We start from the raw sequence: 24,000 nt of genomic DNA on the forward strand, positions 1-24,000 counted from the left end.
TACTGGATCACCGGCCGGGTCGATGACGTGATCAACGTGTCGGGCCACCGGATGGGCACGGCGGAAGTGGAATCGGCGCTGGTGGCGCATCCGCAAGTGGCCGAAGCCGCGGTGGTGGGCTATCCGCATGACATCAAGGGCCAGGGCATCTATTGCTATGTCACCTTGATGAACGGGGTCGAACCCACCGAGGCGCTCTACAAGGAATTGCGCGCCTGGGTCCGCACCGAAATCGGTCCGATCGCCAGCCCCGACCTGATCCAGTGGGCTCCCGGCCTGCCGAAAACCCGGTCCGGCAAGATCATGCGCCGGATCCTGCGCAAAATCGCCGAAAACGACTATGGCAGCCTCGGCGACACATCGACCCTCGCCGACCCGTCCGTCGTCGAAGACCTGATCGAAAACCGGATGAATAAGGCCTGATGTCTGAAATCTGAAGGCGCTGATATCTGAGGAAAGACCGGCCTTCGGGCCGGTTTTTTCATTTCTGTATTTGCGCAGGATCAAGAAAGGTTGCGAAATTAGTGTTACACTCTTGTGGTGAGCAACAATTATTCACCATCCACGAGAGGGAAAATCATGAAACATCTGATCATCGGCGGTCTTACTGCGTCCCTATTGGCCCTGCCTGGCTGCTACGGAATGACCCGTCAGGAAAGCATGGTCGTGGGCGGGTTGAGCGGTGCCGCCCTAGGGATTGCGACAGCGGATGTGTTCAATGCGAACCGCAACTGGACCGTGGTTGCCGCCCTTGCCGGGGCAGCCGCAGGGTCGCAAGTGGCGGTCAATCAAAAGACCAATGAATGCGCTTATGCCAGAGCAGATGGCCGTTACGACGTACGGCGCTGTAACTGACGGCAGACACGCTCGTTTAATCGGACCGGTGCAATCGGACCGTTCGCGACAAGCGGACGGTCACTTGCCCTTTTTCTTGGATTTCTTGCCGTCTTTTTTCTTCGGCTTGGTCTTCGAAGTCTTTTTGCCCGACGTCTTGGATTTTTCGGCCTTTTTGGCGTCTTTGGCTTTGGCCTTTTTCGGCTTGCCCGCCTTTTTGGATGATTTGGCTTCGGTCTTTGCAGACGATTTCGAGCCTTTCTTTTTGGCTCTCTTTGGTTTGTCCGTCTTGGCCGGGGCCACCTGCGCCGGAACGGGTTCTGTCACCGGCACAGGGTCTGCCACAACCGGTGATGCGGGGGCCGGCAAAACATCGGCCACTTCGCGCGCCGCAGCAATCAGCATCAAGGCGCGCGCGGGCCCAACCCGCGGAATGGTGGTCAAATCGACCGGATCAGCCTTTGCCAGATCGGTCGCCGTTTTGATCCCCAGCGCGGTCAGTTGATCGGTGATCGCCGGCCCCACCCCTTTGACGTTGGATATTTCTGTCATTTTTACCTGTCCTTCAGGGTTCAAGAAATTTGACAGCAACCTACATCACAGGCACATACAATGTATATACATTTTCACGACCAGCCCGTCACTGCGCGGTCCAGCCGCCATCGATGGGAATCGCGGTGCCGGTCACGTTATGCGCAATCGGGGCACAGAGCCACAGCGCCAGCGCGCCGATTTCGGACGGATCAGAGGTGCGCAGAGAGGGCTGTTTTTCCGACAACAGATCGGCAATCCCGGCATCGCGATCACCGCCATGGGCGGCGGCGCGAGCATCGACCTGCGGGCCGATGATGGCGGTTTCGGTCCAGCCCGGACAGATGCAGTTCACCGTGACCCCGCCCTGCGCCTTGGTCCCTGCGGCGGCATATTCCAGCGCCGCCACCCGGCTGAGCCCGACCAACCCGAATTTGGCGGCCACATAAGGCGCTTTGTCCTTGCTGGCGACCAGACCGTGCACGCTGGCAATGTTGATCACCCGGCCATAGCCGCGTTCGGCCATGCGTGGCAGCGCCTTTTGCATGGTCGCAAAGGCCGCGCTGAGGTTGATCTGCAAGATCGCATCCCAGGTTTCGCGCGGCATGTCGGCCAGTGGCGCAGTGTGCTGAATGCCGGCATTATTGACCAGGATATCGACCCCGCCCCAGGCTTCGACCGCGTCCATCATATCGTCGATCTGATCCGGCTGCCGCAGATCGCCACGGAAAAATTCCGCCTGCGGCGATCCCTTGGCGCGCAGATGTTCGCAAACGTCGTGAATTTGCGCATCGCCCGCGATGCCATGCACCGCGATCCGCGCTCCCGCTTCGGCCAGGCTTTCCGCGATCGCCAGACCGATCCCCTGTACCGATCCGGTGATCAGGGCGGTTTTACCGGTTAGATCCATTGTCACATCTCCTCCAGACGTTTGCGCAGTTCGGTTTTCAGAACCTTGCCGTAGTTGTTTTTGGGTAGTTCATTAAGCGTGAAATAAGCCTTGGGCCGTTTGAACCGCGCGATCTGATCCAAGCAATGCGCGTCCAGCGCGGCCTGATCCATCTCTGCCCCTGTCGCCATCACCACGAAGGCGACCACGACTTCGCCCCATTCGGCGTCGGGGCGTCCGACGACGCTGACCTCGGCCACGGTGGGGTGGGTCAACAGCGCCTCTTCCACTTCGCGCGGATAGATATTGGTGCCGCCCGAAATGATCATGTCCTTGGACCGGTCTTGCATGGTGACATAGCCGTCTTCGTCCATGAACCCGACATCGCCGGTCAGCAGCCACCCGTCACGGATCGTTTTATCGGTCGCTTCCGGGTTCTGCCAATAGCCCGGCATCACGATATCGGACCGGACCATGATTTCCCCCGCTTGCCCGTGCGGCAGTTCGCAACCGTGTTCGTCCCCGATCCTGATTTCGACCGCCGATTGCGCCCGACCGACCGATTTCAGCCTCTCCTGCCAACGTATATGGCTCCGGTCGGCGACGTCATGGCGCGACAGAGCGGTGATGCCCATCGGCGCTTCACCCTGTCCGTAAATCTGTACGAAGATCGGACCGAAGTGATCGACCGCTTCGATGATATCGGCCTGATACATCGGGCCGCCGGCATAGATGATCGACCGCAGCCCTTCGCCGGTTTCGCCGGTCGCCTTGGCGATCTGGGTCATCCGTTTGACCATTGTGGGGGCGGCGAACATATGCACATTGCGGTGATGGCGGGCGAGATCGAAAATTTCGGCCTCCTCGAACCCGCCAGAGGGTGGACAGACATGACGCGCCCCCATCAGCACATGCACCATGTTATAGATGCCCGCGCCGTGGCTCATCGGGGCGGCGTAAAGGATGGTATCGTCAGAGCGGACCTGATCGGTATCGGCCAGATAGCTGAGCGACATGGTCATTAGCATCCGGTGATTGATGATCACCCCCTTGGGCCGTCCGGTTGTGCCCGAGGTATAAAACAACCACGCCAGATCGGTCGGATCGCGCGGCACCGGGGACACCGCAGAATCGGTTTGAAAAATCCCGGCATAGGCAGGCGAGGCAATGTCGATTATGTCCCCCGCCGCCCCGGCCTGTTGCAAGGCGTCGGTCAGGCCGGGTGAGGTGAAACTGAGCTTGGCGCCTGAATTTTCGATGATCCACGCGGCTTCGCGTCCGTGCAGTTTGGCATTGATCGGCACCACTGCGGCCCCGGCATACCAAGCGCCATAATGTGCGATCAGATAATCGGGGCAGTTTTTCAGGAACAACGCCACCCTGTCACCGGGTTCGATGCCCTTCCCGTGCAGCCAAGCCGCCACTTGCAGCGACTTGCGGTGAAATGTGGCGTAATCGGCCACGCAATCGCGGCCCAGGTGCAGCGCGGGGCGTTGCGGGTGTATCTGCGCAATGCGTTCCAGCCAACACCCGATATTCATGATTTCACCGACTCAAGGATCGACACATGCGACGCCACGCCGGACCCGCCCATGTTGAACACCAATCCCAGTTCCGCACCGGGCTGCTGCATCGCGTCGGCCTGACCGGTCAATTGTCGCATGATCATCGCGTGCATTGACACGCCGGTCGCGCCGACCGGGTGGCCCTTGGCCTTCAATCCACCGGACAGGTTCACCGGCAGACGGCCACCGGCATAAACGCTGCCATCTTCCAGCACCGACGCGCCCTGTCCTTTGGGGGCCAGTCCCATGGCTTCGTAGATCAGCAGTTCGGCAATGGTGAAACAATCATGCACCTCGGCCACGTCGAGATTGTCGACGCTGATCCCCGCCCGTTGATAGGCCAATGCCATCGCCCGTGCCGGACCTTCAAAATCTGTCAATTTACGCGCCGACAGGGGCAGCAGATCGTTGACATGCGCCACGGACCGGAACCGCACCGCTTTGGCGAAATCGCTTAGCATGTCTTCGGCCACCAGAACCACCGCCGCCGCGCCGTCGGAAACCAGCGAACAATCGGTTTTCTTCAGCGGGGCCGCGATCATCGGGTTGCGGTCGCTTTCGGTGGCGCAAAAATCCAGATCCAGTGGTTTTTGCAGCTGCGCCAGCGGGTTGTTCACCGAATTGCCGTGGTTCTTGGCGGCGATTTTCGCCAATGCCATGGAATGATCGCCGAATTCGTTGAAATAGGCTTGGGCGAATTGCGCGAAAATACCGGGGAAAGAAATGCCGGCTTCTTCCTTCTGATAGGATGCCCGGCCAAGTGCTGCAGTGACATCAGCCCCGGGCAGGTGGGTCATCTTTTCAACCCCCACGACCAGCGCCACCTTGCAGTCCCCGGCCAAGATTGCCTGCCGCGCCGCATGCACCGCCGCCGATCCAGAGGCGCAGGCATTTTCCAAACGGGTTGCCGGTTTGAACTGCAACCCCGGATCGATGCTCAGCATCAAGGACGAAGCGAAGCCGTCATCGACCATACCGGCGTTGAAATGACCCAGCCACATGCCATCGACATCCGCACCCGCGATCCCGGCATTGGCTAGCGCCTGGCGCCCGGCCTCGACAATCAGATCTTCCAGCGACTGGTCGCTCAGACGGCCAAATTTGGTGTGACCCCATCCTGCAATGCAAACCATGATTTTTCTCCCATTTTCCTCGGCCGCAGCAAATCACCGGTGTGGCGTCCGATCAATTGGTAGTAATACGCGGCCCTTTCCAAGACGCAGGTTTCACGGCATATGGTGGCGCTATGGACATAAACGATCTTGGCTTTGAATACGCCCCTGTGGGGCTGTGCATGTTGGAAAACCGCATTATTCGCGGTTGCAACCGGCATTTCGCCGAAATTTTCCAAGGGCAGGCCGACAGCTTTGACAACGCGCCCTTGTCGGAATTCTATGCCAGTCCAGAAGATTACGAAACCATCGGCGCACGCGGTTTGGCGGCGATGCGGGGAACCGGGCGCTATTCCGACGAACGGATCATGAAGCGTCGCTCGGGGCAATTGTTCTGGTGCCGGGTGCGAGGGCAATCACTGACCCCGGATGATCCGTTCCAGCGCGGCATCTGGTCGTTTTCCGACCTGTCGGACGAACGCCCCATCGTGGCGCTGACCCAACGCGAACGCGAAGTTGCAATGCTGACCTGCCGAGGCATGACCAGCAAGGAAATCGGGCTGGAACTGAAATTGTCCTATCGCACTGTCGAAGTCTATCGCGCCCGTCTGTTGGAAAAATTCCAGGCGCGAAAGCTGGCCGAACTGGTGGCGAAACTGTCGGGCATGCCGATGTGATTCCGCTCAATGAGGCGCCCGTTGCATTTTTCCCCTCGTATTTTTCGCAAAAAGCCCCATTTTTACGACGACAAGGGCGCTTTCCGCTCCGTAAAGGATAGCATATAAGACGGCCCAATGGGGAACCGGGCCAAACCAATAAGCAGCCCAATCAAAACCGGTCGAGGATTATATGACAAAGAAAAACCATGACTCCGATGTGGCCTTCATTCAGGCCCTGGCAGAATTGTTGCGGGCAAATGAATTGACCGAACTTGAGGTGATGCGCGAATATGGCGACAATGACAGCCTGAACGTCCGGGTCAGCCGCGCCAGCCAAGTCGTGGCACAGGTCGCCGCACCAGCAACAGCGGCAGCCCCCTTGGCCGCCGCCCCGGCCCCCGTTGCCGAAGCCGCCGCCGCGTCGGAAGATCCCGCCAACCATCCCGGCGCGGTCACATCGCCGATGGTCGGTTCGGTCTATTTGCAGCCCGAACCGGGTGCCCCGAGCTTCATCAAGGTCGGCAGTCAGGTCAGCGAAGGCGACACCCTGCTGATCATCGAAGCGATGAAAACCATGAACCACATTCCCGCGCCCAAGGCCGGGACCGTCAAGCGCATTCTGGTCGAAGACGGCGCGGCAGTGGAATTTGGTGCCCCTCTGGTCATCATCGAATAAGGCGCAGGCAATGTTCGAAAAAATCCTTATTGCCAACCGGGGCGAAATCGCGCTGCGCGTGATCCGGGCCTGTCAGGAAATGGGCATTCATTCGGTCGCGGTGCATTCCACCGCCGATGCCGATGCGATGCATGTGCGCATGGCCGACGAAGCGGTCTGTATCGGTCCGCCGTCGAGCATGCAGAGCTATCTGTCGATCCCGGCGATCATCGCGGCGTGTGAAATCACCGGGGCGCAAGCCATCCATCCCGGTTACGGTTTCCTGTCGGAAAACGCCAATTTCGTGCAGATCGTCGAAGATCACGGCGTGACGTTCATCGGGCCCACGGCGGAACATATCCGTGTCATGGGCGACAAGATCACCGCCAAGGACACGATGAAGGCGTTGGGCGTGCCCTGTGTGCCCGGATCGGATGGTGGGGTTGCGACGCTGGAAGACGCTCAGCGGATCGGCGCAGAAATCGGCTATCCGGTGATCATCAAGGCCACCGCTGGCGGTGGCGGGCGCGGCATGAAAGTGGCGCAGACCGCCGCCGACATGGAAAGCGCCTTCATGACCGCGCGGGCCGAGGGCAAGGCCGCCTTTGGCAATGACGAAGTCTATATCGAAAAATACCTGACCACGCCGCGTCATATCGAAATTCAGGTTTTCGGCGATGGCAAGGGCAAAGCAGTACACTTGGGTGAACGCGACTGTTCGCTTCAGCGTCGGCACCAGAAGGTTTTCGAAGAAGCCCCCGGCCCCAGTATCAGCCCCGAAGAACGCGCCCGGATCGGCAAGGTCTGCGCCGATGCGGTGGCCAAGATCAACTATATCGGTGCCGGCACGATCGAATTCCTGTATGAAAACGGCGAATTCTATTTCATCGAAATGAACACCCGTTTGCAGGTGGAACATCCGGTCACCGAAAGCATTTTCGGCGTCGACTTGGTGCGCGAACAGATCCGGGTGGCCGAAGGCTTGCCGATGTCGTTCAGCCAGGATGATCTGGAAATCAACGGTCATTCGATCGAAGTGCGGATCAATGCCGAGAAGCTGCCGAATTTTTCCCCCTGTCCAGGCAAGATCACTGCGTTCCACGCCCCCGGCGGACTGGGCGTGCGGATGGATTCGGCGCTGTATGACGGGTATTCGATCCCGCCTTATTACGACAGCCTGATCGGCAAGCTGATCGTGCATGGCCGCAACCGGGCCGAGGCGCTGAGCCGGTTGAACCGTGCTTTGGGTGAATTGATCGTTGACGGTGTCGACACCACTTTGCCGCTGTTCCACGCGCTGTTGCAGGAAGAAGATATCCATTCCGGCAATTACAATATCCATTGGCTGGAACATTGGTTGGAAACCAATATGGGCTAAGGCCCCTTGCGGCGGGCCGCTGACGCCCGCCGATCCCATTCGAACAGGATGCGTTCCCGGTGAAGGATGACGATCCCTTTCTGACCCCGCAATTGCTACTGCACGCCTATGCGTCGGGGGTTTTTCCGATGTCCGAAGGCCGGGATGATCCAGATATATTCTGGGTCGACCCCAAATTGCGCGGCGTCTTCCCGCTGGACCGGTTCCACATTTCACGATCATTGGCCCGGCGCCTACGGCGGGACGATTACGGCGTGTCGGTCAATGCCGATTTCGAAGGCGTGTTGCGCGGCTGCGCCGACCGCGAAGAAACCTGGATCAGCGATGTGATCCATGATCTGTACCTGCAACTGCACCGGCTGGGCCGCGCCCATTCATTGGAAGTCTGGATGGGTGGTGAATTGGTCGGTGGGGTTTACGGCGTCACGCTGGGGCGGGCATTTTTCGGCGAAAGCATGTTTTCGCGCCGCACCGATGCGTCGAAGATCGCGCTTGCCTATCTGGTGGACCGGTTGAAACTGGCCGGGTTCGTCCTGTTCGACACCCAGTTCATCACGCCGCATCTGGCGTCATTGGGAGCGATCGAAATACCACGGGCGGACTATCACAGGCGGTTGGAAAAGGCGTTGCTGGGAGCTGCGGATTTCACCGCACCGCAATTGCCTCAATCCGCTTCAGAAGTGTTGCAGCGCAACACCCAAACGTCGTAGCGGGCATTGTCCAAGGCGTGTAGCGCCGGTGCTGATGCCATCATCCAGCCTTGGAAGACCGGTGTATCGCTCCCATCTTCGCGGATCGTCAGGAACGCATAGGCGTCGCCGGCCGGGTTGCCAACCGGGTAACGGCATTCCCCCAACACCACTGTCAGCCGACCGTAATGCGCCGATCCGCCGTTTTCCAGAACGATATCGGTGGTTTCGCCGTTGACCTTGTCCAAGCCGCGTAGCGTTGCGCCTTGTCCCAGACTGACCTCTTCGGCCAAGCTGGGACCCGCCATGGTGGCCAGCAAGGCGAGAACGGACAGGAACCGGATCATTCTGTCGGGCCCGAACCGTTCGAGCCGCCGGAAACGAATTTCAGCAACAGCGACACCAGAGACACCGCCCCTTGGGTATCTTCTATTTCATCGCCAGCGGTCAGGTTGAACGGTGATCCGCCCGGCACAATTTCCATGAAATTCCCGCCCAGCAATCCTTCGGAGGCAACAACCACGGCGCTGTCATCAGGGATATCGATCCCCTCCTTGACGCTGAAGGTGGTGTCGGCACGGAAGGTCTGGGGGTTGAGCGCGATATCGGTGACGGTGCCGATTTTCACCCCGGCAAGACGCACATCGGTGCCCACGGTGATGCCTTCCAACGACCGGAAAGACGCATTCAGCGGATAGCCGCCGCTGCGATCGGTAAAGCCGGTCATCTGACCCGCATAGACGACAAAGCCGATTGCAACGGCCAGAACCATGCCGCCAACAGCCACTTCGGTTTGATTGCTGGACATCGCTGCTGCCTTATTCCGGCGACCAAGCCTCGTAGTCGCTGCGTTCTGCCGGGGCAGCGCGACGGATCGAACCGGTCGGCGCGTAGGCCTGCGCGGTCCCGGTCAGGTTTTCCATATGCGGTTTTTCCCAAGTTTTATGAGCTATGGGACGGTCGGTCGGCGCATCCTTGAAGGTCCAATGCATCCAACCATGCCAGTCGGGGCTGATCCGGCTGGCTTCAATTTCGCCGTTATAGATGACCCAGCGGCGTTTGCCGTCACGGGTTTGGTAGAACACGTTGCCCTGTTCGTCTTCACCCACTTTCACGCCTTTTCGGGCGGTATACATCTGAGTGTTGAGCGTTTGACCATCCCACCAGGTGACGGCGCGAAAAAGAGTGTTCAGAAGGCCCATGAGTCTCTCCGCAGTTCATTGCCCTTGATATGAACCAATTGGCAGCAAAGGTCCAGCCTACAGCACCGGTTAGGATGCCGCCCGCGCAGGGCGGCATCCACATTTGGTTTCACCTTATTGCGGGGTGAGCCGATAGATGGCGTTTTCCACATCGGACACGACATAGATGCTGCCATTTCCACCCACTGCGACACCGCTGGTCACATAGGTTGGCGGCGTTCCCTTGGCGGCCACCACCCCCATGGCAATGCTTGCGGCCAATTCCGTGACAGCCCCAGTTGCCGGGTCGATCGAGATTACCCGCTGTTTGCCAGCCTCTGCCACGATCAATGTGCCGTCGGGCGCGATATCGATCCCTTCGGGACCAACAAGCCCTTCTGCCACCACGGTTTTAGCGCCGTTGGCCAAATCCACACGCGATACCGTGCCTGCCCCGGCTTCGGTGACATAAACGCCCTGATCCTTCAAAACCAAGCCCACTGGAAGCACCAGACCGTCGATCAGAACTTCGCGTGTGTCACCATGTTCACCCGAAACATTGACCAAGCTTCCAGTGGCAAGTTCGGCCACGAGATAGCTGCCATCGGCCAGTTCAACCGCATCCTGCGGGGCCGCGAAGTTGTGGAACATATGTAGAGATTCGCCCGTTTTACGGTCAAAAACCTGAACCGAACTGGTAAACCAACTGGACAGGATCACATGATCCTTGTTGGCCCGCGCATTGAATGGGTATTCCAGATGATCGGCCTGCATCCGTGCGACATCTGTCACGGCACCGGTGGCGGCGTCGATGGTGCGATAGGCGAACAGATCGGCCAGATACAACGTTTCGCTGCCATCGTCATCAGCAATCAAGGCGATCCCGCCCGGGCTTGCCAGCGCGCCCTTGACCACCTGCCGCACGGCCCCGGTTTCTGGATCGATTTCCTGAATTCCGTTATCGGCCATGTTCGACACGAAAATGCGATCTTGGTCATCAATCGCCAGATTGTCCAACGAGGTCGACAATTGCGCCACCATGGCTTTATCGCCGCTGACCGGATCGATTTTGACCAATTGCCCCAAAGCGGTATCAACCACCCAGATATTGCCCTTGGAATCCAGGTTAACGGCGGCTGGAACCTTGAACCCGTCTGCGACGGTTTCGATGTCTCCGGTATCCGCATCAATGCGTACGACCTGCCCCTTGAACCACAAAGGCCCGTAGATCTTGTCATCGGGACCGAACTGGAATCCGTTCAGACCGCCCATTCCTTCAATGATTTTGCGCGGTGGCGTTTCACCACTGGTGTCGATTTCATATAATGCATCGCCAATGAACACTTGCGACGCATACAGCCGCCCGTCGGACCGGTAAGCCAGCGAATTGATCCCGGGCAGGCCCGAAGCGAGTTTTTTCACCGTGCCGCCGGGGGCGCGGACATAAATGTCCCCGGTGATGAATCCAGTCCATGCCATCGTGCCGTCAGGCGCAAAGGCGATATCGTCGGCCATCCCATCAGGGTTGGCAATTTCCACCCCGACCTTGCCGGTTGCGCGATCAACGTTGTAAATCGATTGCCCGATCACGCTTCCCGCGTAAAGCTGTCCGTTCGGATCGATACCCAACCCGTGAACACCATGAAAATCCGATCCCGGCACGAACAGATCAACCGCATAACCATCTGCCAAGGCTGGCATTGCGACCCCGATCGTCAACGCCAGCGCCGACACAGTGCGGCGTGTCCAATTCATTAACATCATTCTCTCCTCCCTAGTGAATGCAACGAGCAGCAGCGACTTAACCTGAGGCTGAGACGCTGCCGCCACTTCACATTAGGAGAGAATTTCACGCTGATACTTGTGACGCGGCGTCATACTGCAGAAATCAATTCCATCATACGAAATAAGGCGGTGCAAATTGGATCAACCGCATTTCCCAAAATTGCCCTTCCACCCCGGAAGTTAGCGTTGCGTTGCGCCAATCCGGTGGATGGTTCAACCCACCAGAGCCGTCAGTTCAATTTCGATTCGGTACTTCGAATCGATCAATCCACATTCGATCATCGTGGCGACGGGCGGATTGGCACCGAACACCTGCGACAGGATCGGCCAGCAGGGTTCGAATTCTGCTGCGTCCGGCAGGTAATAATTCACCCGCACGGCATTTGCGAAGGAACTCCCCGCCTCATCCAGCGCCTTGCCGATGGTGTCGAGCGCCGCGCGGCATTGGTCCTCGACCGTGTCGCCCTGCCCCACAGTGCCGGCCACATGGACGAAACCCCCGGCCACAACGGCCCGGCAATAGCCGATCTTGGCTTCGAATTCGCCGCCCGAATGAATGCGTTTGATGGTCATGTCTGATCTCCCGAACCTTGATCGCCGAAGCGCAAATGCGACGCGCATATTCCCGCGAAACCGGAGGAATTCAATGGGTGAAATGCGGCCTTGTCGCCAAAGAAAATGCCCGCGAAATCCGCAGGCATTTTCAAAGTTCAAATTTTCAGCCTAGAAAGCGGTAATCAGCTGGCGCTGGCTTCTTCTTTCTTGGCGTCCGAATAGATCATCAGCGGTGCCGCTTCGGCGCTGACGGCTTCTTCGTTCACCACCACTTCTTCGACATTTTCCATCCCCGGCAGTTCGAACATGGTATTGAGAAGAATTTCTTCCAGAATGGACCGCAGACCACGCGCGCCGGTTTTGCGCTGAATCGCGCGTTTGGCAATCGCGTGCAGCGCATCTTCGGTGAAGGTCAGCTGAGTGTCTTCCAGTTCGAACAGGCGCTGATATTGTTTGACCAGCGCGTTTTTCGGTTCGGTCAGGATGGTGACCAGTGCTTCTTCATCCAGATCTTCCAGCGTTGCCAGAACCGGCAAGCGCCCGACAAATTCCGGAATCAGGCCGAATTTCAGCAGATCCTCGGGTTCCAGTTCCTGAAACAGTTCGCCGACCCGACGTTCATCGGGATCCTTGACGTCGGCCCCGAAGCCCATCGCAGACCCCTTGCCACGCTGCGCGATGATCCGGTCGAGACCGGCAAAGGCACCGCCGCAGATGAACAGGATGTTGGTGGTATCGACCTGCAGAAATTCCTGCTGCGGATGCTTACGGCCGCCCTGCGGCGGCACCGAGGCAACAGTGCCTTCCATCAGTTTCAACAGCGCCTGCTGCACACCTTCTCCCGACACGTCGCGGGTGATCGAGGGATTTTCCGACTTGCGGGTAATCTTGTCGACTTCGTCGATATAGACGATGCCGCGCTGCGCCCGTTCCACATTGTATTCGCTGGACTGCAACAGTTTCAGGATGATGTTTTCCACATCTTCGCCCACGTAACCGGCTTCGGTCAGGGTGGTCGCGTCAGCCATGGTGAACGGCACGTCGAGAATCCGCGCCAACGTCTGTGCCAGCAAGGTCTTGCCGCAGCCGGTCGGGCCGATCAGCAGGATGTTCGATTTTGACAGTTCGATATCGCCGGATTTCTGCGCGTGGTTCAGCCGCTTGTAGTGATTGTGGACTGCCACAGACAGCACACGCTTCGCCATCGCCTGACCGATCACATAATCATCCAGCACATTGCAGATATCCTGCGGGGTCGGCACCCCTTCGGACGATTTCAGCCCGGCGCTTTTGGTTTCTTCACGGATGATATCCATGCAGAGTTCCACGCATTCGTCGCAGATGAAAACGGTCGGACCGGCAATCAGCTTGCGGACCTCGTGCTGGCTCTTGCCGCAGAAAGAGCAGTAGAGCGTGTTTTTGCTGTCGCCGCCGGTGGAATTCGCCATTTCTTCCCTTTCAGGCCTTGAGTCGAAGTTTGCGCCCCTGCGGGCCGCCCCGTGCTTCTTGGTCAAACAGCTTAGGACAGGCCCATGGTCGCTACAATGCAAAAATCGACGCGGCGGCGTTTACCGCCGCGCCTTATCGCTTAGGAGCCGCCTTTTTCGTCATCCCCGGACGCACGGCTGGATACGATTTCGTCGATCAATCCCCATTCCTTAGCGTCTTCGGGGGACATGAAGTTGTCCCGCTCCAGTGCTTTTTCAACATTTTCTAACGTCTGGCCGGTATGGTGGACATAAATTTGGTTCAGACGCGTTTTCAGCTTCTGGGTTTCTTCGGCGTGGATCATGATATCCGTCGCCTGCCCCTGATACCCGCCAGAGGGCTGATGTACCATCACCCGGCTATTGGGCAGCGAAAACCGCATCCCTGCCGCCCCTGCGGTCAGCAGCAGCGACCCCATCGAGGCCGCCTGACCGATCACCAGCGTCGACACTTTGGGTTTGATATACTGCATGGTGTCATAGATCGACAGGCCGCTTGTCACCACGCCGCCCGGCGAATTGATATACATGCTGATTTCTTTCGACGGGTTCTCCGCCTCAAGGTGCAGCAACTGTGCCACGATCAGGCTGGACATGCCGTCATGAACCGGGCCGGATACGAAAATGATCCGTTCCTTCAACAGGCGCGAAAAGATGTCGTAAGCCCGTTCGCCGCGACTGGTTTGTTCCACCACCATCGGAACCAGAGTGTTCATGTATACGTCTAAGGGATCTTTCATTGCCGCCTGCCTATTGCTTACCGTTATGATCATTATCGACCAATTCCTTCTAGAATCTTAGTGCTGCACCAAACCGGCTGCAAGGGCAGGAAAATCATTTGTCGCATCCGGCCCAATACCTGCGTCATCTGTCGCAGATATTTTCAACCTTGTCGTAAAATGTATATTGAGCGAAAAGCACGGTCTCTGGATTTGCACCGACACCTGCGCCAGATCACTTATCATCCGATTGCTTGGGCTTCACGATGCAACAAGACCATTTCATTCAGAAAGCCGCGTCTGCCAGTTTTCCGATGACGTTCGACGGGCCACCTCAGGATTTCTATTTCTTGCTCTTGCCGAATATGACGATGCTGTCGGTAGCTTCTGCGATCGAGCCGTTGAGGATTGCCAATCAGCTGACCAATAGCAGGCTCTACCGATGGTTCACGATGACCGAGGATGGTGAACCGGTCACCTGTTCCACCGGGATAAAGGTGACGCCTGACACCGCGCTAAAGCCGTTGCCGGCCAATTCGGTCGGATTCGTTTGCTGTAGTATCCAACCCTATGGCATGGCGTCGGAAAAGACCCTGAACTGGCTGCGGCGCGAAGACCGATTCGGCAGGCCGCTGGGCGGGATATGTACCGGCGCTTTCGCGCTGGCCGAGGCGGGTTTACTGACGGGGCGGCGGTTCACCCTGCATTGGGAAAACCACGACAGTTTCCAGGAAACCTATCCCCAGCTGACCCCGTCCCCCAACATCTATGAAATAGACGGTCGGATCATGTCCTGCGGCGGCGGCAATTCGGCCATCGACATGATGCTGGCGTTGATCGAGAAACAGCACGGCCCCGATCTGGCCGCATTGGTGGCGGACATGTGCCTGCACACACGGTCCGGACCGACCAATTCGCCGCAAAAATCATCGCGGTCCTTCACCATCGGCACCCGCAACCGCAATCTGCTGGCAGCGATTCGGGTCATGGAAAATGCGCTCGAAGAACCGCTGTCGATGGGAGGTCTGTGCGCCACACTGGGTGTATCCCGGCGCCAGATCGAGCGTTTGTTCAAACGCTATCTGGGGCAAAGCCCGATGTCGTATTACAACGATCTGCGGCTGACCCGGGCTTACGGTTTCCTGAATGAAACCGACATGACGGTGACGGAAATCGCAGCGGCGACTGGTTTCCGGTCGGCCAGTCATCTGGCCCGCGCCTTCCGCAAGAAATACGGCAATAATCCCAATTCGTTCCGCAAATACTGGTCTTGAGCGCAGGTTTGTCGATCACCAGACATCGGGGTCGATTCCCTGCTGCCGGAGATGGTCGAACTTGTCCTGCAAGTAGCGCTGGAAACGTTGATTTTGATAGTCCTGCGTCACCACGTATTCTAGCGAACTGAGATAGTGGAACGGTTTGAGATAGCCGGGCATGCGAAAGGTTTCGGCCCGTCGCATGTCCGCGGCACCGGCATTGGCACCGTCACATAATATCGTGGTCGGGGTGAAATTCACGAACCATTTTTCCGCCAGATCGCGTTCTTCCAAGGCTTCGCCATCGAAGTCCAACACTTCGCGCGCCCCAAACATGTCAAGCTGCACCACATCGAAATGGGCGGTAATATACTCGACGATTTCACGACGTCTGAAATTGACCTGGTGCAATTCCCGGCAATAGGGACAGCCGCGTTGTTCCCACAGGATCATCAGGTTGCGGCCGTTTTGCGCCGCAGTGGACAGGTCATCGCCCAATTCCAGAAAGGAATCGGTGAACCAAGGTTGTTTGTGCAACCCATCGTCGCCCAGCACGGCCTCGCCCGTATCAGCCCCCCAGGCTGCAGCGGGCAAAATCGCCCCCGCCAGACCGAGGCCAGCCCCGTTTTTAAGAAGATTGCGTCTAGTGAGCATCGTTTTCCTCCGCAAACGTTGCGCACCCATTGTGCCATCAAATCGTCAAAACGCAAAACGGGACCGCATACGCGGTCCCGTTTTCAACTCAGCACTCTTTACTCGATTATTGCGATACGGATTTCAGATACTCGGTCACAGCCGCGATATCCTTTTCCTTTTTCAGACCGACAAAGCTCATCTTGGTTTTCGCGATGAAGTCTTTCGGCTTGCTCAGGAACGCGGCTAAGTTTTCGTCGGTCCATGTTTCACCGGAGTCACCGAATTCCTTCATCCCTTTGGAATATTTGAAATCTTCGATCACCGCGACCGGACCACCGACCACGCCGTTCAGCATCGGGCCGGTCTTGTTCTGGGCACCTTCACCGACCTGATGGCAGGCTTTGCACTTCTTGAAGACCTTTTCACCGTCTTTGACCAGTTCGGGGTCAAGTGCGGCAGCTTCTTCCACAACGGGCTCAGCCGCCGGTTCTTCCGCTTTGGCTTCCTCGACCGGGGCGGCTGGTTCTGCCGGAGCTTCTTCAGCGGCGCCCTCTTCTTCTGGAGTCACGTTCAGGACCGTGGCGCGCATGGTGATCTTCACCTCGCCTTCCTTGCAGTCTTTCATGCAGGGTTCGGTCCAGAACGATGCTTCGGCAGTTTCGCGGTCATCGACGATGAAACCGCCCGCATTCGGCATTTCCACATCAAGGAAGTTTTCGTTGCTTAGAACGAAGTCGTCTTCGACGATATAGTTCGAATACAGGATATAGGCCGTGATCGCATAGACGTCGTCATCGCTCATGGTCTGAGCGGCACCGAACGGCATCGAACGGCGGACATAGTCATAGACGGTCGACAGGTAAGGCCAGTAAGACCCAACGGTCTTCAGCGGGTCCTTATCGGCCAGCGTGCCATCCCCTCCGGCCAGTTTCGGCCAGTTGTCCACGCCTTCTGCGAATTCACCGTGGCAGATGGCACAGTTTTCCGAAAAGATCGCTTCGCCATCTTCGACAGAACCCGATCCGACCGGCAGGCCGGTGCCATCGGGGGAAATATCGTGATCCCACGCTGCGACTTCTTCGGGCAGTGCCGGGCGGCCAATGCCATATTTTTCGGCCAAAGCAGGAGATGCGGTCAGAGCGGCCAGAGCGGATCCGATCAGGAAATTACGATACTTCGACATTTTCGGCCTCCCCATCTGCCTTGACCCACCAGGTCTGAATGCAGTTGTTGTGATAGACAGAGTTTTCTCCGCGAATTTCGCGCAGCATGTTCTTGGTCGGTTGAACATAGCCGGTTTCATCCATGGCGCGCGATTGCAGGTACATTTCTTCGCCGTTCCATTCGGTATCGAGATAGAAACGGGTCAGGGCCATCGGTTGACCAGGATTGGCCAGACGCGCGGTTTCCCAAGTCTTGCCACCATCCTTGGACACGTCAACGCGGGTGATTGCGCCACGTCCCGACCAAGCCAGACCGGTAATGACCAGCGGGCCATGACCGTGCTTGATCGGCGATTGCGGGCTGGGCGACGTGACCACCGATTTGGCGTCCATGACCCAAGTCCACTTGCGCGCGGTGCCGTCTTCCAGCGTGTCGGTGTATTTGGACGTTTCTTCACGGCTTTCGACCGCGATTTCCTTCACCTCGATGCGGCGGACCCACTTGACCCACATGTTGCCTTCCCAGCCGGGAACGACCAGACGCACGGGATAGCCATGTTCCTTGCGCAGCGCCTCGCCATTGGCTTTGAAGGCGATGATGCAGTCATCAAGCGCCTTTTCGATCGGAATCGAACGGCCATTCGAAGAGGCGTCGGCACCTTCGACATAGACCCATTTGCCTTCGGGCTTCACGCCGGCTTCTTCCAGCAAGGTGCGCAGCGACACACCGGAATATTCCATGTTGTGGATCATGCCGTGGGTGAATTGCGCACCGTTCAGCTGCGCCCCAGCCCATTCCATGCCGGTATTGGCGGCACATTCCAGGAAGAAGGTTTTGTTGACACGCGGGAAGCGTTCCAGATCTTCGTAGGTGAAAACCAGCGGCGTATCGACAAGGCCGTTGATCATCAGGCGGAAATCTTCCTTGCGCAATTCGATCGCACCGGAATGGTGACGTTCGAACGCACAGCCCTGCGGCGTGATGGTGCCGTCCAGCGCGTGGATCGGGGAAAAGTTAATCGAACTGATCGTGTCAGCGGTCAACCATTCGACGTTGCGGCGAATCACATCGCCTTCGAACTGAATCGGCAGGCCATAAGGCGTTTCATCGACACCGTCGCCGGTGCCCATTGCCCAGTCCTGTTTTTCGGTGATCAGAGGATCGGGGCCCGCTGCATTGGCAGCCCCGGCCCCGGCCATTACCCCCGCCGTCGACGCCAGCGTCCCTTTCAGGAACGCGCGCCGCGAAGGTTTTTTGCTGGTGAAGCGGACGGTCATCTGTCTTTGGCTCCTGTTACATTATCAAATTCATTTTCGTGAATTTGTTAGGGATAGTAAAGCGCTTTTTCGTCGTCGTTGGGGCTTACGCCCCAACGACCTTGACGTTGTCGCGCGGTTGTACCGAAACGGTGCCTTGTTTGCGGATATGATTTTCCACCACATCCCAAATCTGCGGACCTTCGGTGCCTTCGTTTACGCTGGCCCAACCGGCAACCATATAGGTCTTCGCCGGATCGATCTTTTCGCCGGTCTTGAGCAGCGTCATATTGCTGATCCGTTCACCCTGCGGTTTGGTGACGTCGATTTCGTAGCCCATGCCACCGATCCGAACCATGTCGCCGCCCTGTTGGTAATAGGGATCTGAGTTGAACAGGTTGTCGGCCACGTCTTCGAGGATGACATTGATGAATTCACCCGTCATTTCAGACCGATAAGCCTGACCATAGGTCATCGAAGTGACGTTCCAGATATCTTCGCGGGTGATGTCCTGTCCGGGCAGGATCGACGGCCCCCAACGAACTCCGGGCGACATCGCGATATCGGCATCGCGTTCACTGATCAGTGCATCGCAGATCAGATCGTCCCAAGTGCCGTTGAAGTTACCGCGACGATACAGCAGGCTGCTATCGTCAGTGCGGCCAATCACTTCGCTCATCTGGTCCAGATGCGGCGCTCGCTGCTCATCGATGACCTTGGTCACCGCAGCGTCCGGTTCGATCACGTCGCTGAAGATCGGGATCAATTTGTGCCGGAAGCCCATCATCCGGCCATCGCGGACATCCAGATCGATTCGCGACACGAATTTACCGTTCGACCCCGAGGCGATGATGATGGTGTCACCCGCCACAACCGGTTCCGGTATCGCGTCATGGGTATGACCCGACAGGATCACGTCAATGCCCTTGACCCGGCTGGCCATCTTTTTGTCCACGTCAAAGCCGTTATGGCTCAGCAGGACGACAAGTTCTGCGCCTGCGGCCTTCACTTCGTCGACCACTTCCTGCATCCGTTCGTCGCGGATACCAAAGCTGTATTCGGGGAACATCCAACGCGGGTTAGCGATCGGCATATAGGGGAAGGCCTGACCGATTACGGCGATTTTCACGCCACCGCGTTCGAACATCTTGTAGGGGGCGAAATCTTCGGCCGGTTCGTCCCATTCGGAATCAAAGATGTTGGCACCCAGTGCCGCAAAAGGCAGATCCTGCACGATTTCGCGGACCCGGTCACCGCCCAAGGTGAATTCCCAATGGAATGTCATCGCATCGGGTTTCAGCATGTTCATCACGTTGACCATGTCCTGGCCTTCGGTGTGGTAGCAGGTATAGGATCCGTGCCATGTATCACCGCCATCCAGCAACAGCGCATCGGGCCGTTCGGCGCGGATCGAGTTGATGACGGTCGACACCCGGTCCAGACCACCAACCTTGCCATAGCCTTGTGCCAGCGCGGTAAAATCTTCGTAAGTCAGCGCATAAGCCGAAGGCGAACCGTCGGCGATGCCATACATCTTGCGGAAATCGGCTCCGGTGACATGCGGCACCTGACCAAACGCGGCACCAACGCCGAGATTGATTTCAGGTTCGCGGAAATAGATCGGTTTGAGCTGCGCGTGGATGTCGGTGATATGGATCAGCGACACGTTGCCGAAGGTATCGAATTGCAGCAGCTGATCCTGTGTCAGTTTCTGCTGTGCGGCCAGGCGCGCCCAGTTGCCAAATCCCGATGCGCCAAGCATCGCGGAGGCAGCCATAGATACCTGCAAAAAATCGCGGCGAGAGATCATTTCTCAAAGCTCCAAATGGTTAGAGTGGTCCAGCCCCTAGCCTGACGGATAGAGGTCAGGCCGGTTTGGCCTAGATTTCAACCTGTTGAGAATTATTATGGTTGTCCGAGGGCACCGTAAAAGCGCCCTCGGAAGGTGTTTTTAGTTACGCACAGACGGCCCTTCGACCGACAACCCATTGCCGCGCGAAGCGACATAGAGTTCCAGCGCCAGGAATTCGTTGCTGCCGGGACTGTAAGTTTCGGCACGGGTGTCGCGGACGCACCCTTTGAAACGACCCTGCGGGGTGGTCAGCTTGGTATCCTTGAGACGATACACCGGGAACCCGTTGATATGACCTTGGCTCAGGTGGTCGGCGCGAATCATGTTGCCATAGTTTTCTTCGTGGCAGCTTGCGCAGGACAGATCCAACTGACCGGTGCGGGTGTAGTACAATTCCTTGCCTTGTTCCCACATCGCCTGGGCCGGGCCGTCGATCGCCACGTTCACGGGCATGCCGCGCGACACCGAAGTGACCAGCGCTTCCATGTTCTTGGCGTCACCGGCGTCATATTTCCACGCTTCCGCGCCCATCCGGTTGGTCCGGCAATCGTTGAACTGCATCTGAAGGTTGCGAACCTCTCCGGCGGCTTCGTTCCATTTCGGGTAGACCGCCTTGACGCCCTTCATGCTTTCCTGGACATCACCGTGGCAGGACGCGCAGGATTTGCCTTCGCTGCCGTCAACGGTTTCCCAAACGTCCATAGCGGCTTCGACGCCCAGCATGCCGGGGTTGTCGAAATCATCCATTTCCATTGCCTGGGTGCCGTCATCGCGGAAATGCCAGCCGGAAATGATTTCGTCCAACGCATCCGAAAGATGCGCCGGCGCCGCGGTCTTGGTAACGATTTCAATTTCGCCGTTGATGACAAGGGTGTCATCGTCCGCGTCCGCCATACCCAATGTCGGAACCGACAGGGCCAGGGCGGCAATTGCGCTCATTGGCTTGAATTTCATCTAGCTTCCTCCCTGAAAGCGGCCTTGTTCCCGGTCGGGAACAAGGCGCTCTGATTATTAAGCGATCGCGACGGTTTTGTTTTCTTCGTAAACCGATCCATCGTCGTCGTACCAAGTGAATTTGAAATCACCTGCTTCGGGCACAACGGCTTCGAATTCGAAATACGGGTTGGTCGAAATCGCCGGTTCCATCGTTACGTCAATCACGGACTTACCGTTGAATTCGCACGTGAACCGATTAATGATCGAACGCGGAATGACCGAGCCATCCTTGTTCTTGCGCTGACCTGATTCCATGTTGTGGCTGATCAGGGTCTTGAGCGTAACGGTTTCACCAGCAGCCGCCTTTTTGGGGGCTTTGACGCGGGGTTTAACACCTTCTGCCATTTTTTATCTCCTGTATCCTGATTAACCGCCGCAGCCGCCGATGGTGACCTTGACGGTCTGGGCTGCCTTGGCAAAGGAACCATCCGCCAGCTTGGCGATGGCAACGACGTCTTGCGTGCCCGCCAGACGGATACGAGTCGATGCCGACTGCGATCCGGCCAGTTCGCCGAAGTTGAAGGTGGCCACACCCGGGGTCGGGTTACCGGTTGCCAGCAACAAAACCGCCGAAGCACCGGGCGCATCAACCGCGACCGGCACGGTATTACCGTTTTCGGCGATTTCCGGAGCGGTCAGAGTGACCCCGCCTTCACCGATATCAGCACCGCCGGTGAAGGCGGCAATTGCGTCATCCGCAGCCGCATTCAGCCGGAAAGGCAGAACGGTCAGAGCCGCCGCCCCCAGCCCAAGCGCCAGCGTATCGCGTCTTGAGAATTCCATACTCATCTCCTTACTTCAGGCCCGTCAGGTCACTCTTTCAGAGTGCCCAGAAACGCGACCACATCTTCAATTTGCTGGGCCGACAACAGCGGGTCCAACGGACCTTCTGCGGCCTTGCCAGTATAAGCGTTACCCGGACGGGTGTAGCCATCGACCTTGAAATAGGCAGGCATGACCGTGCCTTCATAGGTCATCTTGGCATTCACCAGGATGCCGCGCAGCTGGGTTGCATCCCAGCGATCCGCGACGCCGTCCAGAATCGGGCCTACATTGCCGTGAAACGGCGCATCGGCCAGAGCGGTGATTTCGTGGCAGGCAACGCAGTTCCCGATCGATTTGGCTTTCATGATATTGGCGCCCTCTTCAGGGTTGCCAGCAACGCCGGTAAGCGATGCTTCTACGCCGCCATCTTCATTGAAAACCACATCGGCATAAGAGACTGGATTGGCGAATGCCGCCCCAGCAGCCAGCGTTGCCGCCAGTGTCAGTGTTAAAAGCCTCATGTTTCCTCCCTTGGCTACCAGATCTTTGACTGAGATAGCTCTGTGTACCGTAGTCTACGCTCCGCCCTAACGCAACATCAAATTCATGATTTTGAATTTACCAATGTGTTTCGCGCGGAGGGCCTATACGAAAGAATATTACTGGGAAAGTCTGCGCTGCAGATACTTCTGAAAAGGTTCATCACTATCGTATCCCTTTTCTTTCACCCAGTGCAGCATGGCCAGGGTTGTGCCCTTGCCAAACGCCCCGGGAACTACAGAAACAGCCGCTTGCTGAGCCGTCAACCCTTCTGCAACTTCCTCTGGAAAGAACATCATCGTCGGGGTAAACATCAGCCCCCATTTCCGCACCATTTCCTTTTCCGTCAGAGTATCGCCATCGAAATCCGTCACTTCGACATCCCCGAACATGTTCAGCTGAACCACAAAATAATTGTCAGTGATGAACGAATCGATAGCGGCGTCGGGAAAGACTTCTTCGTGCATCTTCTTGCAATAGATGCAGCCGCGTTGTTCGATGATGATAACGAAGCGCTTGCCTTCGGCATTGGCTTCACTCAGGTCTTCGCGCAGATCTTTGAAAGTGTCGCGCATCCAATGCGTCTTGTGCAGTCCGTCATCGCCCATTTCGGCCGCCCAGACCGGCAAAGCGAAGATGATCGCCGCAACACATGCTGTCAGAAAACGTTTCATTTCTCTTCCTCCCTAAATCATCCAACCGTCTGGAATGACGGCATCCAGCGGATCATCAGATCTGCAATCAGGTTTACGCCATTTGTCGCGATCAGGATTGCAAACACAATCAGCATCACGCCCATGACTTTTTCGACATAACCCAGATATTTGCGATTGCGCTGCATCCAGCCCAGGAACGGGCGTGCAAACAGGGCCGCGATCACGAATGGCGCCGTCATCGACAATCCATAGACCAGCAGCAAAAGCCCGCCGCGCCAGATATCGCCCATGCCGCTGGCCACCATGAGAATCGATGCCAGGGCCGGCCCGACACACGGCGTCCAGCCAAACCCGAAGGCCAACCCCATGACATAAGCGCCAACCACCGAGGTCGGTTCGGCTTTGCTTTCGATCCGCGCTTCCCGGTAAAGAAAGCCGATCTTGACGACCCCGAGGAAATGCAGGCCAAACACAAACAACACGGCAGCGGCAATATAGCTGAGCGGCTGTTTCCACTGAACAAACGCCTGCCCCAATGCGGTCGCGCCCATACCCAGCAAAACAAAGATCGTGCTGACGCCAAGCGCAAAGAAAATAGACGACAAAATCAGACGTCGCTGCGCCCCGGGGGCAATCGCCCCGTCGCTGCGCAATTCAGACATTGATATCCCGGCCATGTAGCATAGGTAGAACGGGACCATCGGCAGGATACAGGGCGTAAAGAAACTCAACAGCCCCGCCAGCGCCGCGCCGGCAAAGGTAATATCCAGCATTACCGCAATTCCTTGATTAATTCACATATTCATATTATGTTATGGAAAACATGTCCGTCAATCCAGA

The 24,000-nt window shown here is 57.5% G+C and carries 28 protein-coding genes; 7 read left to right on the forward strand and 21 right to left on the reverse strand.

Annotation, left to right across the window (positions count from 1 at the left end):
- Positions 1-423, forward strand: a 423-nt coding sequence (locus TG4357_RS11955; protein ID WP_438695875.1) for an AMP-binding enzyme, incomplete at its 5' end; no start/stop codon positions are given.
- Between the two features lie 156 nt (positions 424-579).
- On the forward strand, positions 580-855 hold the full coding sequence (locus tag TG4357_RS11960) for a hypothetical protein (protein ID WP_058263138.1): 276 nt from the start codon (positions 580-582) through the stop codon (positions 853-855).
- Positions 856-915: 60 nt separating this feature from the next.
- Here TG4357_RS11960 and TG4357_RS11965 read toward each other — a convergent pair whose 3' ends face one another.
- From TG4357_RS11965 to TG4357_RS11980, 4 genes are all read right to left on the reverse strand, one after another.
- Positions 916-1,386: a helix-hairpin-helix domain-containing protein gene (locus TG4357_RS11965; RefSeq protein WP_058263139.1), complete on the reverse strand. Its 471-nt coding sequence runs from the start codon at positions 1,384-1,386 to the stop codon at positions 916-918.
- 88 nt (positions 1,387-1,474) lie between these two features.
- Positions 1,475-2,275, reverse strand: coding sequence for a 3-hydroxybutyrate dehydrogenase (locus TG4357_RS11970; protein WP_058263140.1), 801 nt, complete (start codon positions 2,273-2,275; stop codon positions 1,475-1,477).
- A gap of 2 nt (positions 2,276-2,277) precedes the next feature.
- The gene (locus TG4357_RS11975; protein WP_058263141.1) at positions 2,278-3,795 is read right to left on the reverse strand and encodes a class I adenylate-forming enzyme family protein; all 1,518 of its coding nucleotides are present in this window, start codon (positions 3,793-3,795) and stop codon (positions 2,278-2,280) included.
- Positions 3,792-4,952, reverse strand: coding sequence for an acetyl-CoA acetyltransferase (locus TG4357_RS11980; RefSeq protein WP_058263142.1), 1,161 nt, complete (start codon positions 4,950-4,952; stop codon positions 3,792-3,794). The genes TG4357_RS11975 and TG4357_RS11980 overlap by 4 nt, the downstream gene beginning before the upstream one ends.
- A 119-nt stretch (positions 4,953-5,071) precedes the next feature.
- Here TG4357_RS11980 and TG4357_RS11985 point away from each other — a divergent pair, with 119 nt between their 5' ends.
- The 4 genes from TG4357_RS11985 to aat all read left to right on the forward strand — a co-directional run bounded on the left by TG4357_RS11985 (position 5,072) and on the right by aat (position 8,333).
- Entirely contained in the window at positions 5,072-5,608 is a 537-nt protein-coding gene (locus TG4357_RS11985) for a LuxR C-terminal-related transcriptional regulator (protein WP_058263194.1), read from the forward strand.
- Between the two features lie 172 nt (positions 5,609-5,780).
- Positions 5,781-6,266 (forward strand): acetyl-CoA carboxylase biotin carboxyl carrier protein, encoded by a 486-nt coding sequence (gene accB, locus TG4357_RS11990; protein WP_058263143.1) that lies wholly within the window; start codon positions 5,781-5,783, stop codon positions 6,264-6,266.
- A 10-nt stretch (positions 6,267-6,276) separates the two neighbouring features.
- Positions 6,277-7,623, forward strand: coding sequence for an acetyl-CoA carboxylase biotin carboxylase subunit (accC, locus tag TG4357_RS11995; RefSeq protein ID WP_058263144.1), 1,347 nt, complete (start codon positions 6,277-6,279; stop codon positions 7,621-7,623).
- A gap of 59 nt (positions 7,624-7,682) precedes the next feature.
- Positions 7,683-8,333 (forward strand): leucyl/phenylalanyl-tRNA--protein transferase, encoded by a 651-nt coding sequence (aat, locus tag TG4357_RS12000; RefSeq protein WP_074647215.1) that lies wholly within the window; start codon positions 7,683-7,685, stop codon positions 8,331-8,333.
- On the opposite strand, the gene TG4357_RS12005 is transcribed toward aat, so the two are convergent.
- The 7 genes from TG4357_RS12005 to TG4357_RS12035 all read right to left on the reverse strand — a co-directional run bounded on the left by TG4357_RS12005 (position 8,288) and on the right by TG4357_RS12035 (position 14,060).
- Entirely contained in the window at positions 8,288-8,659 is a 372-nt protein-coding gene (locus TG4357_RS12005) for a DUF2155 domain-containing protein (protein WP_058263145.1), read from the reverse strand. The genes aat and TG4357_RS12005 overlap by 46 nt on opposite strands.
- The gene (gene mlaD, locus TG4357_RS12010; RefSeq protein ID WP_058263146.1) at positions 8,656-9,120 is read right to left on the reverse strand and encodes an outer membrane lipid asymmetry maintenance protein MlaD; all 465 of its coding nucleotides are present in this window, start codon (positions 9,118-9,120) and stop codon (positions 8,656-8,658) included. The genes TG4357_RS12005 and mlaD overlap by 4 nt, the downstream gene beginning before the upstream one ends.
- A gap of 10 nt (positions 9,121-9,130) precedes the next feature.
- Complete coding sequence (locus TG4357_RS12015; protein WP_058263147.1) at positions 9,131-9,514, reverse strand: NADH:ubiquinone oxidoreductase subunit NDUFA12; 384 nt, start codon at positions 9,512-9,514, stop codon at positions 9,131-9,133.
- Between the two features lie 114 nt (positions 9,515-9,628).
- Entirely contained in the window at positions 9,629-11,248 is a 1,620-nt protein-coding gene (locus TG4357_RS12020) for a Vgb family protein (RefSeq protein WP_139193691.1), read from the reverse strand.
- Between the two features lie 243 nt (positions 11,249-11,491).
- Positions 11,492-11,851: a RidA family protein gene (locus tag TG4357_RS12025; RefSeq protein WP_058263149.1), complete on the reverse strand. Its 360-nt coding sequence runs from the start codon at positions 11,849-11,851 to the stop codon at positions 11,492-11,494.
- 164 nt (positions 11,852-12,015) lie between these two features.
- A complete protein-coding gene (clpX, locus tag TG4357_RS12030; RefSeq protein WP_058263150.1) occupies positions 12,016-13,281 on the reverse strand; it encodes an ATP-dependent Clp protease ATP-binding subunit ClpX in 1,266 nt (421 codons plus the stop codon).
- A 140-nt stretch (positions 13,282-13,421) separates the two neighbouring features.
- Positions 13,422-14,060, reverse strand: coding sequence for an ATP-dependent Clp protease proteolytic subunit (locus tag TG4357_RS12035; protein WP_058263151.1), 639 nt, complete (start codon positions 14,058-14,060; stop codon positions 13,422-13,424).
- A 245-nt stretch (positions 14,061-14,305) separates the two neighbouring features.
- Here TG4357_RS12035 and TG4357_RS12040 point away from each other — a divergent pair, with 245 nt between their 5' ends.
- Positions 14,306-15,313, forward strand: a complete 1,008-nt coding sequence (locus tag TG4357_RS12040) for a GlxA family transcriptional regulator (RefSeq protein WP_058263152.1) — start codon at positions 14,306-14,308, stop codon at positions 15,311-15,313.
- Between the two features lie 15 nt (positions 15,314-15,328).
- Here the strand turns inward: TG4357_RS12040 and TG4357_RS12045 are convergent, their stop codons facing one another.
- The 10 genes from TG4357_RS12045 to TG4357_RS12090 all read right to left on the reverse strand — a co-directional run bounded on the left by TG4357_RS12045 (position 15,329) and on the right by TG4357_RS12090 (position 23,933).
- Positions 15,329-15,949: a thioredoxin family protein gene (locus TG4357_RS12045; RefSeq protein ID WP_058263153.1), complete on the reverse strand. Its 621-nt coding sequence runs from the start codon at positions 15,947-15,949 to the stop codon at positions 15,329-15,331.
- 106 nt (positions 15,950-16,055) lie between these two features.
- Positions 16,056-17,114: a c-type cytochrome gene (locus TG4357_RS12050; RefSeq protein WP_058263154.1), complete on the reverse strand. Its 1,059-nt coding sequence runs from the start codon at positions 17,112-17,114 to the stop codon at positions 16,056-16,058.
- The gene (soxC, locus tag TG4357_RS12055; RefSeq protein WP_058263155.1) at positions 17,098-18,372 is read right to left on the reverse strand and encodes a sulfite dehydrogenase; all 1,275 of its coding nucleotides are present in this window, start codon (positions 18,370-18,372) and stop codon (positions 17,098-17,100) included. Before soxC ends, TG4357_RS12050 begins: the two co-directional genes overlap by 17 nt.
- Positions 18,373-18,457: 85 nt before the next feature.
- Positions 18,458-20,161: a thiosulfohydrolase SoxB gene (gene soxB, locus TG4357_RS12060; RefSeq protein ID WP_058263156.1), complete on the reverse strand. Its 1,704-nt coding sequence runs from the start codon at positions 20,159-20,161 to the stop codon at positions 18,458-18,460.
- A 141-nt stretch (positions 20,162-20,302) separates the two neighbouring features.
- Complete coding sequence (soxA, locus tag TG4357_RS12065; protein ID WP_058263157.1) at positions 20,303-21,157, reverse strand: sulfur oxidation c-type cytochrome SoxA; 855 nt, start codon at positions 21,155-21,157, stop codon at positions 20,303-20,305.
- A 57-nt stretch (positions 21,158-21,214) separates the two neighbouring features.
- Positions 21,215-21,544 (reverse strand): thiosulfate oxidation carrier complex protein SoxZ, encoded by a 330-nt coding sequence (gene soxZ, locus TG4357_RS12070; protein WP_058263158.1) that lies wholly within the window; start codon positions 21,542-21,544, stop codon positions 21,215-21,217.
- A gap of 21 nt (positions 21,545-21,565) precedes the next feature.
- Positions 21,566-21,982 carry a thiosulfate oxidation carrier protein SoxY gene (gene soxY / locus TG4357_RS12075; protein ID WP_058263159.1) on the reverse strand — a complete coding sequence of 139 codons (417 nt, stop codon included), beginning with the start codon at positions 21,980-21,982 and terminating at the stop codon, positions 21,566-21,568.
- Between the two features lie 29 nt (positions 21,983-22,011).
- Positions 22,012-22,485: a sulfur oxidation c-type cytochrome SoxX gene (gene soxX, locus TG4357_RS12080; protein WP_058263160.1), complete on the reverse strand. Its 474-nt coding sequence runs from the start codon at positions 22,483-22,485 to the stop codon at positions 22,012-22,014.
- Positions 22,486-22,623: 138 nt separating this feature from the next.
- Positions 22,624-23,178 (reverse strand): thioredoxin family protein, encoded by a 555-nt coding sequence (locus TG4357_RS12085; RefSeq protein WP_058263161.1) that lies wholly within the window; start codon positions 23,176-23,178, stop codon positions 22,624-22,626.
- Between the two features lie 17 nt (positions 23,179-23,195).
- Positions 23,196-23,933: a cytochrome c biogenesis CcdA family protein gene (locus TG4357_RS12090; protein ID WP_058263162.1), complete on the reverse strand. Its 738-nt coding sequence runs from the start codon at positions 23,931-23,933 to the stop codon at positions 23,196-23,198.
- Positions 23,934-24,000: the final 67 nt, after the last annotated feature.

This window comes from Thalassovita gelatinovora (assembly GCF_001458355.1).
Lineage (GTDB): Bacteria > Pseudomonadota > Alphaproteobacteria > Rhodobacterales > Rhodobacteraceae > Thalassobius > Thalassobius gelatinovorus.

What these genes read in the sequence shown, in the direction of transcription:
- soxZ (WP_058263158.1), bottom strand. Translation starts at nt 21,544, where the DNA reads ATGGCAGAAGGTGTTAAACCCCGCGTCAAAGCCCCCAAAAAGGCGGCT.
- TG4357_RS11970 (WP_058263140.1), bottom strand. Translation starts at nt 2,275, where the DNA reads ATGGATCTAACCGGTAAAACCGCCCTGATCACCGGATCGGTACAGGGG.
- soxA (WP_058263157.1), bottom strand. Translation starts at nt 21,157, where the DNA reads ATGAAATTCAAGCCAATGAGCGCAATTGCCGCCCTGGCCCTGTCGGTT.
- TG4357_RS11965 (WP_058263139.1), bottom strand. Translation starts at nt 1,386, where the DNA reads ATGACAGAAATATCCAACGTCAAAGGGGTGGGGCCGGCGATCACCGAT.
- TG4357_RS11975 (WP_058263141.1), bottom strand. Translation starts at nt 3,795, where the DNA reads ATGAATATCGGGTGTTGGCTGGAACGCATTGCGCAGATACACCCGCAA.
- soxC (WP_058263155.1), bottom strand. Translation starts at nt 18,372, where the DNA reads ATGACCGTCCGCTTCACCAGCAAAAAACCTTCGCGGCGCGCGTTCCTG.
- TG4357_RS12025 (WP_058263149.1), bottom strand. Translation starts at nt 11,851, where the DNA reads ATGACCATCAAACGCATTCATTCGGGCGGCGAATTCGAAGCCAAGATC.
- TG4357_RS12045 (WP_058263153.1), bottom strand. Translation starts at nt 15,949, where the DNA reads ATGCTCACTAGACGCAATCTTCTTAAAAACGGGGCTGGCCTCGGTCTG.
- soxB (WP_058263156.1), bottom strand. Translation starts at nt 20,161, where the DNA reads ATGATCTCTCGCCGCGATTTTTTGCAGGTATCTATGGCTGCCTCCGCG.
- TG4357_RS11980 (WP_058263142.1), bottom strand. Translation starts at nt 4,952, where the DNA reads ATGGTTTGCATTGCAGGATGGGGTCACACCAAATTTGGCCGTCTGAGC.
- TG4357_RS12005 (WP_058263145.1), bottom strand. Translation starts at nt 8,659, where the DNA reads ATGATCCGGTTCCTGTCCGTTCTCGCCTTGCTGGCCACCATGGCGGGT.
- soxY (WP_058263159.1), bottom strand. Translation starts at nt 21,982, where the DNA reads ATGGAATTCTCAAGACGCGATACGCTGGCGCTTGGGCTGGGGGCGGCG.
- TG4357_RS12015 (WP_058263147.1), bottom strand. Translation starts at nt 9,514, where the DNA reads ATGGGCCTTCTGAACACTCTTTTTCGCGCCGTCACCTGGTGGGATGGT.
- TG4357_RS12035 (WP_058263151.1), bottom strand. Translation starts at nt 14,060, where the DNA reads ATGAAAGATCCCTTAGACGTATACATGAACACTCTGGTTCCGATGGTG.
- TG4357_RS11960 (WP_058263138.1), top strand. Translation starts at nt 580, where the DNA reads ATGAAACATCTGATCATCGGCGGTCTTACTGCGTCCCTATTGGCCCTG.
- TG4357_RS12085 (WP_058263161.1), bottom strand. Translation starts at nt 23,178, where the DNA reads ATGAAACGTTTTCTGACAGCATGTGTTGCGGCGATCATCTTCGCTTTG.
- mlaD (WP_058263146.1), bottom strand. Translation starts at nt 9,120, where the DNA reads ATGTCCAGCAATCAAACCGAAGTGGCTGTTGGCGGCATGGTTCTGGCC.
- clpX (WP_058263150.1), bottom strand. Translation starts at nt 13,281, where the DNA reads ATGGCGAATTCCACCGGCGGCGACAGCAAAAACACGCTCTACTGCTCT.
- accC (WP_058263144.1), top strand. Translation starts at nt 6,277, where the DNA reads ATGTTCGAAAAAATCCTTATTGCCAACCGGGGCGAAATCGCGCTGCGC.
- TG4357_RS12040 (WP_058263152.1), top strand. Translation starts at nt 14,306, where the DNA reads ATGCAACAAGACCATTTCATTCAGAAAGCCGCGTCTGCCAGTTTTCCG.
- TG4357_RS12020 (WP_139193691.1), bottom strand. Translation starts at nt 11,248, where the DNA reads ATGAATTGGACACGCCGCACTGTGTCGGCGCTGGCGTTGACGATCGGG.
- TG4357_RS12090 (WP_058263162.1), bottom strand. Translation starts at nt 23,933, where the DNA reads ATGCTGGATATTACCTTTGCCGGCGCGGCGCTGGCGGGGCTGTTGAGT.
- accB (WP_058263143.1), top strand. Translation starts at nt 5,781, where the DNA reads ATGACAAAGAAAAACCATGACTCCGATGTGGCCTTCATTCAGGCCCTG.
- TG4357_RS12050 (WP_058263154.1), bottom strand. Translation starts at nt 17,114, where the DNA reads ATGTCGAAGTATCGTAATTTCCTGATCGGATCCGCTCTGGCCGCTCTG.
- soxX (WP_058263160.1), bottom strand. Translation starts at nt 22,485, where the DNA reads ATGAGGCTTTTAACACTGACACTGGCGGCAACGCTGGCTGCTGGGGCG.